Source organism: Ruegeria haliotis, from assembly GCF_013377785.1.
In the GTDB taxonomy this organism is placed as follows: Bacteria; Pseudomonadota; Alphaproteobacteria; order Rhodobacterales; family Rhodobacteraceae; genus Ruegeria; species Ruegeria haliotis.
Genome location: NZ_JABXWT010000004.1, coordinates 78609 through 90736, shown reverse-complemented (window position 1 = coordinate 90736; position 12128 = coordinate 78609). Strand labels below are relative to the sequence as shown.

Annotated in this window: 11 protein-coding genes; all 11 read right to left on the bottom strand. The window is 58.3% G+C overall.

Features of this window, described 5'->3' with window-relative positions:
* Nucleotides 1-34: 34 nt before the first annotated feature.
* Nucleotides 35-1180, bottom strand: a complete 1146-nt coding sequence (locus tag HW561_RS10945; protein WP_176864640.1) for an iron-containing alcohol dehydrogenase — start codon at nucleotides 1178-1180, stop codon at nucleotides 35-37.
* The gene (locus tag HW561_RS10940; RefSeq protein ID WP_176864637.1) at nucleotides 1177-2559 is read right to left on the bottom strand and encodes an aldehyde dehydrogenase family protein; all 1383 of its coding nucleotides are present in this window, start codon (nucleotides 2557-2559) and stop codon (nucleotides 1177-1179) included. The genes HW561_RS10945 and HW561_RS10940 overlap by 4 nt, the downstream gene beginning before the upstream one ends.
* A gap of 97 nt (nucleotides 2560-2656) precedes the next feature.
* Nucleotides 2657-3943 carry a glutamine synthetase family protein gene (locus HW561_RS10935; RefSeq protein ID WP_235962869.1) on the bottom strand — a complete coding sequence of 429 codons (1287 nt, stop codon included), beginning with the start codon at nucleotides 3941-3943 and terminating at the stop codon, nucleotides 2657-2659.
* Between the two features lie 71 nt (nucleotides 3944-4014).
* Entirely contained in the window at nucleotides 4015-4761 is a 747-nt protein-coding gene (locus HW561_RS10930; RefSeq protein WP_176864633.1) for an N-formylglutamate amidohydrolase, read from the bottom strand.
* 34 nt (nucleotides 4762-4795) lie between these two features.
* The gene (locus tag HW561_RS10925) at nucleotides 4796-5569 is read right to left on the bottom strand and encodes an inositol monophosphatase family protein (protein WP_176864631.1); all 774 of its coding nucleotides are present in this window, start codon (nucleotides 5567-5569) and stop codon (nucleotides 4796-4798) included.
* 1066 nt (nucleotides 5570-6635) lie between these two features.
* Entirely contained in the window at nucleotides 6636-7391 is a 756-nt protein-coding gene (locus tag HW561_RS10920) for a methyltransferase domain-containing protein (protein ID WP_176864629.1), read from the bottom strand.
* The gene (locus HW561_RS10915) at nucleotides 7388-8008 is read right to left on the bottom strand and encodes a pimeloyl-ACP methyl esterase BioG family protein (RefSeq protein ID WP_176864626.1); all 621 of its coding nucleotides are present in this window, start codon (nucleotides 8006-8008) and stop codon (nucleotides 7388-7390) included. The genes HW561_RS10920 and HW561_RS10915 overlap by 4 nt, the downstream gene beginning before the upstream one ends.
* Complete coding sequence (bioA, locus tag HW561_RS10910) at nucleotides 8005-9291, bottom strand: adenosylmethionine--8-amino-7-oxononanoate transaminase (RefSeq protein ID WP_176864625.1); 1287 nt, start codon at nucleotides 9289-9291, stop codon at nucleotides 8005-8007. The genes HW561_RS10915 and bioA overlap by 4 nt, the downstream gene beginning before the upstream one ends.
* The gene (gene bioD, locus HW561_RS10905; protein WP_176864622.1) at nucleotides 9288-9908 is read right to left on the bottom strand and encodes a dethiobiotin synthase; all 621 of its coding nucleotides are present in this window, start codon (nucleotides 9906-9908) and stop codon (nucleotides 9288-9290) included. The genes bioA and bioD overlap by 4 nt, the downstream gene beginning before the upstream one ends.
* Nucleotides 9905-11038, bottom strand: coding sequence for an 8-amino-7-oxononanoate synthase (locus tag HW561_RS10900; RefSeq protein WP_176864620.1), 1134 nt, complete (start codon nucleotides 11036-11038; stop codon nucleotides 9905-9907). Before HW561_RS10900 ends, bioD begins: the two co-directional genes overlap by 4 nt.
* On the bottom strand, nucleotides 11035-12015 hold the full coding sequence (bioB, locus tag HW561_RS10895; protein ID WP_176864617.1) for a biotin synthase BioB: 981 nt from the start codon (nucleotides 12013-12015) through the stop codon (nucleotides 11035-11037). Before bioB ends, HW561_RS10900 begins: the two co-directional genes overlap by 4 nt.
* Between the last annotated feature and the right edge of the window lie 113 nt (nucleotides 12016-12128).

Genomic DNA, 12128 nt, shown 5'->3' with positions numbered 1-12128 from the left:
AAAGGGTCCGGTTCGGTCACCGGACCCTTTTACGTTACAAAGCTGTTTTGAACAGTGTCGTCAGGTTGTCCTCGGTCAGCTTGATCGGGTTGCCGCCACAAGACGGGTCGATCAGAGCGCCCTGGACCAGTGTCGGGATCGATGCTTCTGTCACGCCCAGATCGGACAGGCGACGGGGAATGCCCAGTTGGTCGTTGAAGTCCTGAACAAACGCCCGGAAACCGTCAAACCCGCCGTCAATACCCAGGTAAGCGGCAGCAGTGTCAAACCGGTCTGCGATTGCGGGGGCATTAAAATCCAGTACGGCTGGCATGCAAACCGCATTAGTGGTGCCGTGATGGGTGTTGAACACCGCGCCGATCGGGTGGCTCATTGCGTGGATTGCGCCCAGCCCTTTCTGGAACGCGGTCGCACCCATTGCGGCCGCGCTCATCATATGGGCTCGGGCTTCGATGTCGGTTCCATCCGCGTAGGCGCGCGGCAAGTAGTCCTTAACCAGCCGCATCCCTTCCAGCGCCATACCCTGGCTCATCGGATGGTAATGCGGGCTCGAGAAGGCCTCGACACAATGGGCAAAGGCATCAAGGCCCGTACCCGCAGTGATGAATTTGGGCATACCCACAGTCAATTCCGGATCGCAGATTACCACCGCCGGCAACACCTTCGGATGGAAGATGATCTTTTTGACGTGTGTTTCGGAATTGGTGATGACACTGGCGCGTCCCACTTCCGAGCCAGTGCCAGCAGTGGTCGGCACGGCGATGATCGGGGCGATGGCATCCGCATCGGCGCGGGTCCACCAATCACCGATGTCCTCGTAATCCCAAACGGGCCGCGTCTGACCAGCCATAAAGGCGACCATCTTGCCCAAATCCAACCCCGAGCCACCGCCAAAAGCGATCACACCATCATGCCCGCCCGCCTTATAGGCCGCGACACCGGCATCCAAGTTCATCTCATTGGGGTTCGGGTCAACATCACTGAACAGGCCGCGCCCCAAACCTGCGGTCTCAAGAATGTCCAGCGTCGCCGTGGTGATCGGCAAATCAGCCAACCCCTTGTCTGTCACCAGCAGGGGTTTCTTCATCCCTGCAGCCGCGCAGGCCTCGGGCAGTTCCCGGATACGTCCGGCACCGAATTTGATTGCGGTCGGATAGGACCAGTTTCCTTGCAGGCTCATGTCGTCACCTTCTTCAGATGGTAGGATTTGGGGCGTGTCAGATTGTGATAGCCGATGACGGACAACCCTCCACCACGCCCGGTATTCTTGCAGCCGGTCCAGCACAGGCCCGGGTCCAGATAGTCGGCCCGGTTCATGAACACGGTGCCGGTCTCAACCTGATCGCCCACCCGCGCCGCGCGGTCCACATCGCGGGTCCACAGGCTAGCGGTCAGGCCGAACTCACTGTCGTTCATCAGTGCAATCGCCTCCGCGTCCGAGGACACCTTCATGATCCCAACAACCGGGCCAAAGCTTTCGTCCCGCATCACCCGCATGTCGTGGGTCACATTGGTCAGAATCTGCGGCGTCAGATAAGCGCCGCCATCATCCCCAGCAAAGGTGTCGATATGCGTTACGGCACCTGCCGCAACGGCCTCGGCAATCTGCGCGCGCACCTCATTGGCAAAGCGCACATTGGCCATCGGGCCCATGGTGGTCCCAGCGTCCAGCGGATTGCCCAGTTTATAGCCTTTCACGATCTCAACCGCCTTTGCGACGAAATCATCATAAAGCCTCTCATGCACATAAATTCGCTCGATCCCGCAGCAGCACTGGCCCGCGTTGAACATCGCCCCATCGATCAGCGTGTCCACGGCCGCGTCCAGATCGGCGTCCTCCATGACATAGCCCGGGTCCTTGCCGCCCAGTTCGGTGCCCACACCGGTAAAGGTGCCCGCTGCCGCGCGCTCCATCGCCTGACCGCCGCCGACCGATCCGGTAAAGTTCACAAAGTCGAACGCATTGCCCGCAATCAGATCGTTGGTCACGTCGTGGCTCAGAAACACGTTCTGAAACACATCCACTGGCACCTCCACCGCATGAAAGGCGTGCGCCATCCGCTCGCCCACCAACAGCGTCTGGGTGGCATGTTTCAAAACCACCGTGTTGCCTGCGATCAATGCCGGCGCCACGGTGTTGATCGCTGTCATATAAGGATAGTTCCAAGGGGCCACCACAAATACCACCCCATGCGGGATGCGTTTGATATAGCGTTTGAACGTCTTATCCTCGCCCACGGCAATATCTGTCAAAGACGTTTCCGCAATCTCCGCCATATGGCTGGCGCGTTCATTGAATCCACCGAACTCACCCCCATAGCGCACCGGGCGGCCCATCATATGCGCCAGTTCGGGCACGATCTCTTCATTCATCGCCCCAACAGCAGCCACACCCGCCATCACCAGATCAATACGCTCCTGCAACGGTCGCGCCGCCCAATCCGCCTGCGCGACCCGAGCCCGCACCGCAACCTCAAACGCCGCGTCCCGAGACAGCGCCTCACGCTCAGCAAATACCGATCCGTCGATCGGAGAGATACATTTCAGTGTCTGAGCCATCCCAACCTCTTGACTGTTCGCAGGGCGCACCCTGCTTCATCTTTTCACAAATACTCTCGCCGAAGGCCTCCGGGCGCGCACGCCCGGACCTGTCAGCTCAAGCCCGCTCAAATCCGCGGGCAATTTCCCAATCGGTTACCACGCGCTCAAACTCTTCGATCTCGACCTCAGCCGCGCGGGCATAATGATCAACCACCTCATCCCCCATGGCACCCCGCAACATAACCGAACCATGCAACGCATCGCGCGCCGCACGCAGGTTGCCCGGGATCATGCCAGTATCCCCCTGATAGACATCGCCGGTGGTGGGCGGCTGTAACTCCAACTCTTCCTCAATGCCCGCGATCCCCGCTGCCAGCATCCCGGCCATCGCCAGATAAGGGTTCATGTCCGAGCCCGGAATGCGGCATTCCACCCGCACCGCCTTGGTGCCATCGCCGCACAACCGGTATCCGGCGGTACGGTTGTCCACTGACCAGATGATCCGCGTGGGCGCGAAAGTGCCCTTCATGAACCGCTTATAGCTGTTGATATAGGGCGCCATGAAACAGGTGTAATCAGGCGCATATTTCAGCAAACCCGCCATATAGCTTTTCATCAGCGCCGACATGCCCAGCTTATCGTCCGCATCGTAAAACGCAGGCTTGCCATCGGCCCAAAGCGACTGATGCACGTGCGAAGAACTGCCCACCTTGTCATGATGCCACTTCGGCAGGAAGGTCGCCGCATGGCCATGCTGCCAGGCAATTTCTTTCACCGCGTTCTTGGCAATCGAGTGGTATTCAGCCGTCTCCATCGCAGGCGCGTATTTGATGTTCAGCTCTTCCTGCCCGGCCTCGGCCTCACCCTTTGAATTCTCAACCGGAATACCCGCATCCCAAAGATGGTTGCGGATCGGGCGCATCACATGCTCTTCCTTAGTGGTCTGCAGGATGTGATAGTCTTCGTTGTAACCCGAGATCGGCTCCAACTCGCGGAAGCCTTCCTTGCGGATCTGGTCAAAGCTTTTCTCGAACAGGAAAAACTCCAGCTCGGTTGCCGTCATCGCATCATAGCCCATGGCCTTCAGGCGATTGACCTGGCGTTTCAGGATCGAGCGTGGCGCATGCGGCACCTCTTCGTGCGTGTGATGATCCAATACATCGCACATCACCATCACCGTGCCATCCAGCCACGGCACCGGGCGCAACGTATCCAGATCAGGCTTCATGACATAATCGCCATATCCCCGCTCCCAACTGGTCGAGGCATAGCCATCCGGCGTCGCCATCTCCAGATCGGTGGCCAGCAGATAGTTGCAGCAATGCGTCTCTTCCCACGCACCTGCCACGAAATGCCCCGCATGAAACCGTTTGCCCATCAACCGGCCTTGCATGTCGACCATGCACACCAGAACCGTATCAACCTCACCCGCTGAAACCTGGGTCTTGAGATGCTCGAATGTGAGAGCTGCGTTCACGATGCCTCCTCCTTGATATCCTGCATGGCCGGCTCCAACAGGGCCAGCACCTCACGCGCCACCGTGGCGACCTGCGCGTCCGAGCGCAACAGATCGTTGCGCACTTCGATCATGACATTCGCCAATCCACGGCTGAGCGCATGCAACCGAAGCGAATGGGTGACGCCGTCCATCGGTCCATAGGGTTCATTCCGTTCAACACGAACGCCCGAAACGCGATCTACATGGTCCAGCATGGCGTCCACCAGACGGCTATCCTCGTCATGCAACAACCCCACCTCAACAGTGCGGGGCTTGCCTAAATAGACGGGGGTGAACGAATGCACCGTTACTAAAATCGTGTCAGGTCCGCGATTGTCCAGAACCTCGGACACAGCCGCGCAGAACGGTGTGTAGATCGCCGCCACGCGCGCGTCGCGTTGCGTCTGGCTCAGCCCGATATTGCCGGGCACCTCGATCAGTTCCGATTTCTCGGGCATGGCACTGGCGGCCTCGGGCGGGCGGTTGCAATCATAGACCAGCCGCGACACGGTTGAGGCCACGGCTGGTGCATCCAGCGCCTGCGACAAGGCCAGCGTCAAAGCCCGCGCACCGGGATCCCAGGCCGCATGGCTCAATTGATCCGCATCGGACAGTCCCAGAGCCTGACACTCAGGCGGCATATAGGCGCTGGCATGCTCACACAACAAAACGACACGTCCGGCGCCGTTTGGGTTCGTGATTTCAACAGGGGCGAGGTTCATGGTTTCTCCGGGCAACTCAGGCACAGCGGGGCCTCTACGTGTTCACAAGTTCAAGCAGCTCGGCGTGCAATTCACGCGTCGCAGCTGAAACAACGGCACCATCGGATTCAAGTGTCAGCGGATGGCCCTGCCAATCAGTCATCACGCCTCCGGCGGCCTCAATCAGCGATGATACCGCAAGAAAATCATAAGGCTGCAAGTCGTAATCCACGACTGCATCTACGTGGCCTGAAGCCAGCAGCGCATGAGGGTAACAGTCATAGGCAAATCGGCGCGTCTGCCCGGCCTGCATCAGTCGGCTGAACACTTCAGGGTAATCCCGATAGATCTTGTCACCCTCGTTCACATACAAAATTGATTGATCCAGTCTCGTCGTACTCGATACGTGGATGGGGTGACCGTTCAGCGCCGCCCCCTCGCCAACAACACCAATATATGTCTCGTTCAACGCTGGCATCCCAACGACGCCCAGCTGCGCCTGCCCATCAATCAGATGCGCCAAAAGAAAACCGAACAGGGGGTGGCCGGACAAAAAGGAACGCGTTCCGTCAATGGGATCAATGACCCACATATGTCGCTCATCACCGGCATCTCTGCCGTGCTCTTCACCAAAAACACCATGACACGGGAAATGCTGTTTCAGATACGAGCGCACCTCTGCTTCGACGCCTTTGTCGGCCTGGGTAACGGGGCTTTCATCCTGTTTGAATTCGACACCCAGAGATCCTCGGAAATAGCGCATGGCAGACCCGGACGCGATTTCCGAGATCTTCTGTGCGTGCTCTGTCAGCGCATTCGCCTCCAACATTTCCCAGTCCTTTCGGCAGGGGCAACCTTCTGTGATGAAGGAGATACCAATGCCTTTTTAGTTATCGAAGAGTTGCAAGTGCAAAGCCCGTTTCGGAATCATGACACCAGTGAATTTGCAATACTATCGGCGGATCATCAACGTAAATACACGCTCATATCAACAAAAACCCACATCACTGTTGGCAAATGTCTGAATTTGAAACCTCATATGCCCCCCCGTGCCGGTACCCAACCCTCTTTCCATCGGCGTGCGATCCGGATCGATATCGAATGCGCAGTGGCGGCCTGCCACTTGACCTCGGTCCAACGCGCCTCGTTACAAACCAGCCGCAACCCGCCATTCATTTCCCACCCAATGCAAGGCCGGTTTCCCCTTCAATCTTGCTGTATAGATCAACGGAATAGCCCAGCAGCTGGGTGATGTTTGAGCAAATCGTCCGAGACGGAGGGTCCGCAACAACTCTCCAGCACTCCGTCTTCCTAGTCAGGTGACAGACCATTGTTCGACACCGGACAGCGCATATTGGGCTCACGCCGACCGACGGATTACTGAGGCACTCGGCTGAGTACGGCGGGGATTCTACGAACTCACTATCATACTTTGCGGGCACCCAATGGAGCACGTAAACTCATAGCATGATGGAGTCCTGCCCTTGATAAGCGGGTTCCAACCTCGCAAACAAAGCCGCATACGTGCCCAACCGGAGCCGTCTCGACCACCGCAAACTCTTCGGCGCAGTCCCTCAGAGATTCTTAATTGGGCGATGTAATCGGCCAGACCGTATTCGACGTTATATCCTGCCTCGGCCTACGCGACCCACGCGCATTGTGATCATAGTGATCTGTTTGTCGCCATAAATTCAGCCATCGCCGCCCATACTCTGGCCTCGCAAACAACAGCCGGGCTTTCATGACAGGTGGCAAAAAGCCTGGAAGACATGCGCTTGTGACATTGGAAGCGCCCAGCAGGATTAACCAGTTCCTCACGGATGCCAAGCCATCTCGGGACACTCAGAACTTGCTGGCAGCAAACGAAATCAATCTTGGCGCGACTGAGTGAGAGTCTATCCCTTTCGGGCGATAATCCAGACGGGGTGATAGGTCAGTGACACCCCCTTTGGTGTCTCGAAATATCGGATATAGTCAGCAGTAAATCGCGCCAACGTGGATTTTGTCCAAGCGCCTTTCGCCCGACCATTCACACCAGTTTTTCGCAAATACTCCAGCACATGACGCGGCGTGGCAAAGTGTGACTTTCGCAGGCTTTCTCCGACTGCGAGCACCTGCAGCTTTGCACCCACGGCGGCAGCCAGAACTTCTGGTCCACACAGGCCCGGCGCACGGGCAGTGGACCCGATCTGAGTGAGTTCTTGATATTGCTTGGGTCCGAACCCGGAAACGGCCAGCCACCCTCCCGGCGCAAGGCCACGTGCCGCCTTGGCGAGAAAATCGGCCGGATCATCCATCCACTGAATCATCGAAGCCGAGGTCAACAGATCGACGTTTCGGGGCCACCTCACATGCCGTGCATCCCCGGCAACAAAATTGGCACCGGCTGCATCCGCCGTATCCCGGGCTTGAGAGGCAATATCATTGACGCTCAACCTATCGAAGCTGAAGTTTTTGCACAGCAATCGGGTCAGGTGACCCGTGCCACAGCCCAGTTCGAACGCAGCACCAAAATGACTCGGCGCGCCATGGCCGCGCAATTCGGTCACAAGTCGGTTGGCAACCCAGGCCTGTTGGCTGGCCGCGTCATGATAGGTGTCAAAACTTCGACTAAAACTGCGTTGCACCTTTTCTGTAAGCTGTAGGGTCATACCAACCACTCTGCCCAGTTTTGCCCAGGCTTGAACGGCACATGCGGCCCGGCCGTGCGTTTGATGACGTTTGAGCGGCTCCTCCATGCGGCGTCCTGTGCCGCGGTCGGAACAATGCGATCACGATCCGGAATCCAGATCCGGTCAAAGCCGGGATCGGCAGCGGGGCCACGCGCAATAACCGAATGCAACTCAGACCGCGCCGCTTCGACATTCAACGCGGGAGGATCGCCGGTCAATCCAGCCCTTCTGCAAAACTTGGCAAAGCTGGCCCGAGACAGCTGGTCTGCCGTGGCGCGTATTACATCGGGTGCAATGCCGTATTCGGCACTGGCAGGATGCAGCGTTCCACTGACCGCAATCATCCGACTGGGTTTGAACCCTGTACGCCGCAGCCAATGCGCGGCAGACACAACCCCAAAGGAAAAGGCCAACAGATCGACCCGGTCGAATTGCGCCAAATCCGGTAGAGGGTCATCAAGGCAGGTGTAGTCTTCTGCCAACAAGACATTTCCAGGCTCAGTCAATCCACTGAATGGCCGCGCGCCAAGCGCCCATCCCCCGAATACAAGGATCAGGTCGGATTGCTCTGATCGTGCCAACCACTGGTGCTTCATCTTGCACCTCCGGCAAGGGCGACCATGGCCGCCGTTACGCGGCTCAATTCATCCGGGGAAATGATAAACGGCGGCATGCAATAGATGTTTCGCCCAAACGGGCGCAGCCAGACACCGGTGTCGGGCGCAAGCTTATGGGCGATGGATGCATCCACCCGGTCCTGCATTTCGATGACACCGATGGCGCCGAGCACACGAACATCAGCCACGCCCGGCAGGTTGCGGGCAAGGGACAGTTCGTGGTTCATCTGACGGGCAATATCCGCAACTTCCTGCCGCCAGTTGCGAAGGCTCAATTGATCCAGACTGGCCACCCCGGCAGCGCAAGCCAACGGGTTGGCCATATAGGTCGGCCCATGCATAAGAACGCCCGCCTCGCTTTCGCCGATGCCACGTGCGACCTCCTCGGTCGCTACCGTCGCGGCCAGTGTGATGTGACCGCCTGTCAGCGCTTTGCCCAAACACAAAATGTCTGGAACAACGCCGGCGTGGTCCATCGCAAACATCTCGCCGCTGCGCCCGAACCCAGTGGCAATCTCATCAAAAATCAACAGCACATCATGCGCGTCACACATCGCACGCGCCCCGCGCAGCCATGCGGGGTGATAGAAGAACATCCCCCCTGCCCCCTGCACCACTGGCTCCAAGATCAACGCTGCGATCTTGGAACCTTTGGTTTCGAGCAACTGCTCCAATGCATCCAGCCCATTCTTTGCGGGATCTTCTAACCAATCCTGATCAAACCGGATAGCCGGGCGTGGCAGAAAGTGCTGGATCGACAACGCGCCGCTAAAAAGCCCGTGCATGCCGTTGACCGGATCACAGACGCTCATCGCTTTCCATGTGTCACCATGATAGCCGCCGCGGATTGTGGCAAACTCTGTCCGCTCGCTGCGCCCTTTGGCAATCTGGTATTGCACCGCCATTTTCAGCGCGACTTCAATCGCGACCGAGCCGCTATCGCTGTAAAAGATACGGTCCAGACCAGCGGGGAGCATTTTGATCAATCTGCGGCCCAGCTCGATGGCAGGCTCGTGGGTCAGTCCGCCAAACATCACATGTGGCATCCGGCCCAGCTGCTTTTGCATTGCGTCAATGATGGCAGGGTGGCGGTGCCCATGTACGGTGCACCACCATGATGACATAGCGTCGATCATTCTGACACCATCGTCTCGGGTCAGCCAGACGCCTTGCGTTTCCGCAATCAGATGCATCGGACCGGGCTCCAGAACATGCGTGTAGGGGTGCCACAGATGACGGGCGTCAAACTCCAGCGGGGTCACAGGAACCTCCGTATTGCTTCGATGTCGATAGCCGTGAATGCGTCCGAGAGGGTCTGTTGGGTCAATTCTGCAAGGAACGGCAAGCGCCCCAAATGCCGGACATCGCACATCTGGACGATGGTCTGTTCGACCTCGGGCTGTGGGTCCCCGACAAAAGCGACGCCTGCAACCTCACACCCTGCATTGCGCAGCGCCATCAAAGATAGCGAAGTATGGTTTATCGTTCCCAATGCCGTGCGCGCGACCAGAATGACCGGAGCGCGCCATTGTGCAAACAGATCAAGATAGAAGGCCTGACGGTTGAGAGGCACCATGACACCCCCCGCCCCTTCGACGACCAGCGGTCCATCAACCTGTGGCAGGGCAAGTCGCGACAGATCGATCTTGACCCCCATATCCTCGGCCGAAAGATGCGGCGAGGCCGGCAGGTTGAGGCGATAGGTCTCCGGCAGCACTTCTGCACCCGAAAAACTGCGCACCGTTTCGCTATCGGTTGCATCCTCCAGGCCCGATTGCACCGGCTTCCAATAGCAAGCGCCCAGCACCGCAGTCAGCCCCGCCGCAAAGACAGTCTTTCCGACACCCGTGTCGGTTCCCGTAACGATCAACGCGCTCATGCGACCTCCGATTGATGCGCAGCGAGTGCAGTGAACAGCGTGGTAATATCCTCGAGTTCGACATTTCCGGTGATCGAAATCCGCAACCGGGATGTGCCACGCGGAACCGTTGGGGGGCGTATGCCGCGAACGTCAAAGCCTTGCGCCTGCAATGTGGCGGCGAGCGTCATTGTACGCGCCTCATCACCCAGCACGACAGGAATGATCTGACTGTTCAGGGCGGTCGCACCAACACCCATGCGCTGCGCGGCATCGTGCGCATGACGCATGCGGTGCTGCGATGCCAGAACAAGGCCGTCATCCGCTGCTAGCTCTTTTATCGCAAATCGCACCAACGCCGCATTCAACGGTGATGGAGAAGTGGCAAAGATGAAAGGTCGCGCGCGATTGATCAGGGCGTCGATCATCACCTTGGCCCCGCAGATCAACCCGCCCGAGACACCCAGCCCTTTGCCACAAGTATGCAGGGTCAGGGTTTCAGCGTTCATACCATGTGCCAGACCCCGTCCACAGGCCCCAAAAACTCCGGTGGCGTGGGCCTCATCGACAACAAGAATAGCGTTAATCCGGCGGGCCATCGCGGCAAGATCATCCAACGGCGCCAGATCGCCTTCCATCGAATAGACGCTTTCAACTGCGAGCCAGACTTGACCCATGCCACCTGCAGCACGCCAATCACCAGCCACCTGATTGGCATCAGCGACATCGTTATGACGAAACGCGCGGGTATCTGCCCGACCTGTGCGCATACCTTCATGAGCGCTGGCGTGAATCAGATCGTCGTACAGCACCAGATCTCCGGCCGCTGGCAGGGACGAAAAGAGGGCCTGATTGGCCTGAAACCCACCACCCATGAACAACGCAGCCTCAGCCCCGAAAAAGGCGGCGGCTTCCTGCTCCAACGCCTCATGTTCGGCGTGATTGCCACGCAGCAGGCGCGAACCACCGGATCCGATCGGGACACCACGCCCCAACGCCTCTTGTGCCGCCTGTCGCAAGATCTGTGACTGGGCCAGCCCGAGATAGTCGTTCGACGCAAAATCCAAGCCGTGCGCGGGCATCAAGACCCGGCGCCGATGCCGGGCCTCAAGCACGCCGAGCATGGAGTCCAGCCGATCGACTGCGTTCATTCGGCCGCTTCCGTGCAGGTCTGCTCATCTGCCTGCTCAGCTTGGAGACCAAGCTTGGCAAAGAGGACATAATCGTTGTCTTCTTCGGGGTTTTCAGCCGTCAGCAGTGTGTCGCCCACAAAAATCGAGTTCGCACCCGCCAGAAAGCACATGGTCTGCATCTCGTCACTCATCTCGCTGCGACCAGCAGACAGGCGCACGTAAGAGGTGGGCATCAGGATACGGGCAGTGGCAATCACGCGCACAAACTCGATCGGCTCGATCGGCTTCGCATCGGCCAGCGGAGTGTCCGCCTGCGGCATCAGCATGTTAATCGGAACCGAATCCGGCGGTGGCGTCATGTTGGCAAGCGTCAACAACATATCGATCCGGTCTCCGGTGTGCTCTCCCATCCCCAGAATACCGCCGGAACAGACCTTGATCCCAGCGTCTTGCACACGGTTCATCGTATCGATGCGATCGGAAAATGTACGGGTGGTGATAACCTCAGAATAATACCGCTCCGACGTGTCGATATTGTGGTTGTAGTAGTCCAACCCCGCGTCGCGCAGCTGAACCACCTGAGTGTCGTCCAGCATGCCCAACGTCATACAGGATTCCATGCCGAGCGCTTTGACCCCTTCGACCATCGCCACCAGCGCACCCATATCCCGCGCCTTGGGTTCGCGCCATGCCGCACCCATACAGAACCGCGTCGCACCGCCATCACGGGCCTTGCGCGCTTCGGTCAAGACGCGTTGAACCTCGATCAGTTTTGACGCCGGCAAGGTCGATCCGTTTCTGGCCGATTGCGAGCAATAGGCGCAGTCTTCGGCACACCCGCCCGTCTTGATGGACAGCAGTTTCGAGGTCTGGATCTTATTGGGATCAAAATGCTCGCGATGCACGGTTTGTGCCCGGAAGAGCAAATCCATCAACGGAAGGTCATGAACGGCTTGCGCGGAGTCTCGGGTCCATTCGGAAGAGGGGATCTTCATTTTATCTATAAAATTTCCTGCAGCTTGCGTTGCCGTGGATTTATTATCGATAAAACTTCATCACGCAACACCCCTGCCTCAAATCAACCAATTTGACGCACGGATCCGCTTGT

What these genes read in the sequence shown, in the direction of transcription:
- HW561_RS10925 (WP_176864631.1), bottom strand. Translation starts at nt 5,569, where the DNA reads ATGTTGGAGGCGAATGCGCTGACAGAGCACGCACAGAAGATCTCGGAA.
- HW561_RS10930 (WP_176864633.1), bottom strand. Translation starts at nt 4,761, where the DNA reads ATGAACCTCGCCCCTGTTGAAATCACGAACCCAAACGGCGCCGGACGT.
- HW561_RS10920 (WP_176864629.1), bottom strand. Translation starts at nt 7,391, where the DNA reads ATGACCCTACAGCTTACAGAAAAGGTGCAACGCAGTTTTAGTCGAAGT.
- HW561_RS10935 (WP_235962869.1), bottom strand. Translation starts at nt 3,943, where the DNA reads ATGGTCGACATGCAAGGCCGGTTGATGGGCAAACGGTTTCATGCGGGG.
- bioD (WP_176864622.1), bottom strand. Translation starts at nt 9,908, where the DNA reads ATGAGCGCGTTGATCGTTACGGGAACCGACACGGGTGTCGGAAAGACT.
- HW561_RS10940 (WP_176864637.1), bottom strand. Translation starts at nt 2,559, where the DNA reads ATGGCTCAGACACTGAAATGTATCTCTCCGATCGACGGATCGGTATTT.
- HW561_RS10945 (WP_176864640.1), bottom strand. Translation starts at nt 1,180, where the DNA reads ATGAGCCTGCAAGGAAACTGGTCCTATCCGACCGCAATCAAATTCGGT.
- HW561_RS10915 (WP_176864626.1), bottom strand. Translation starts at nt 8,008, where the DNA reads ATGAAGCACCAGTGGTTGGCACGATCAGAGCAATCCGACCTGATCCTT.
- bioB (WP_176864617.1), bottom strand. Translation starts at nt 12,015, where the DNA reads ATGAAGATCCCCTCTTCCGAATGGACCCGAGACTCCGCGCAAGCCGTT.
- HW561_RS10900 (WP_176864620.1), bottom strand. Translation starts at nt 11,038, where the DNA reads ATGAACGCAGTCGATCGGCTGGACTCCATGCTCGGCGTGCTTGAGGCC.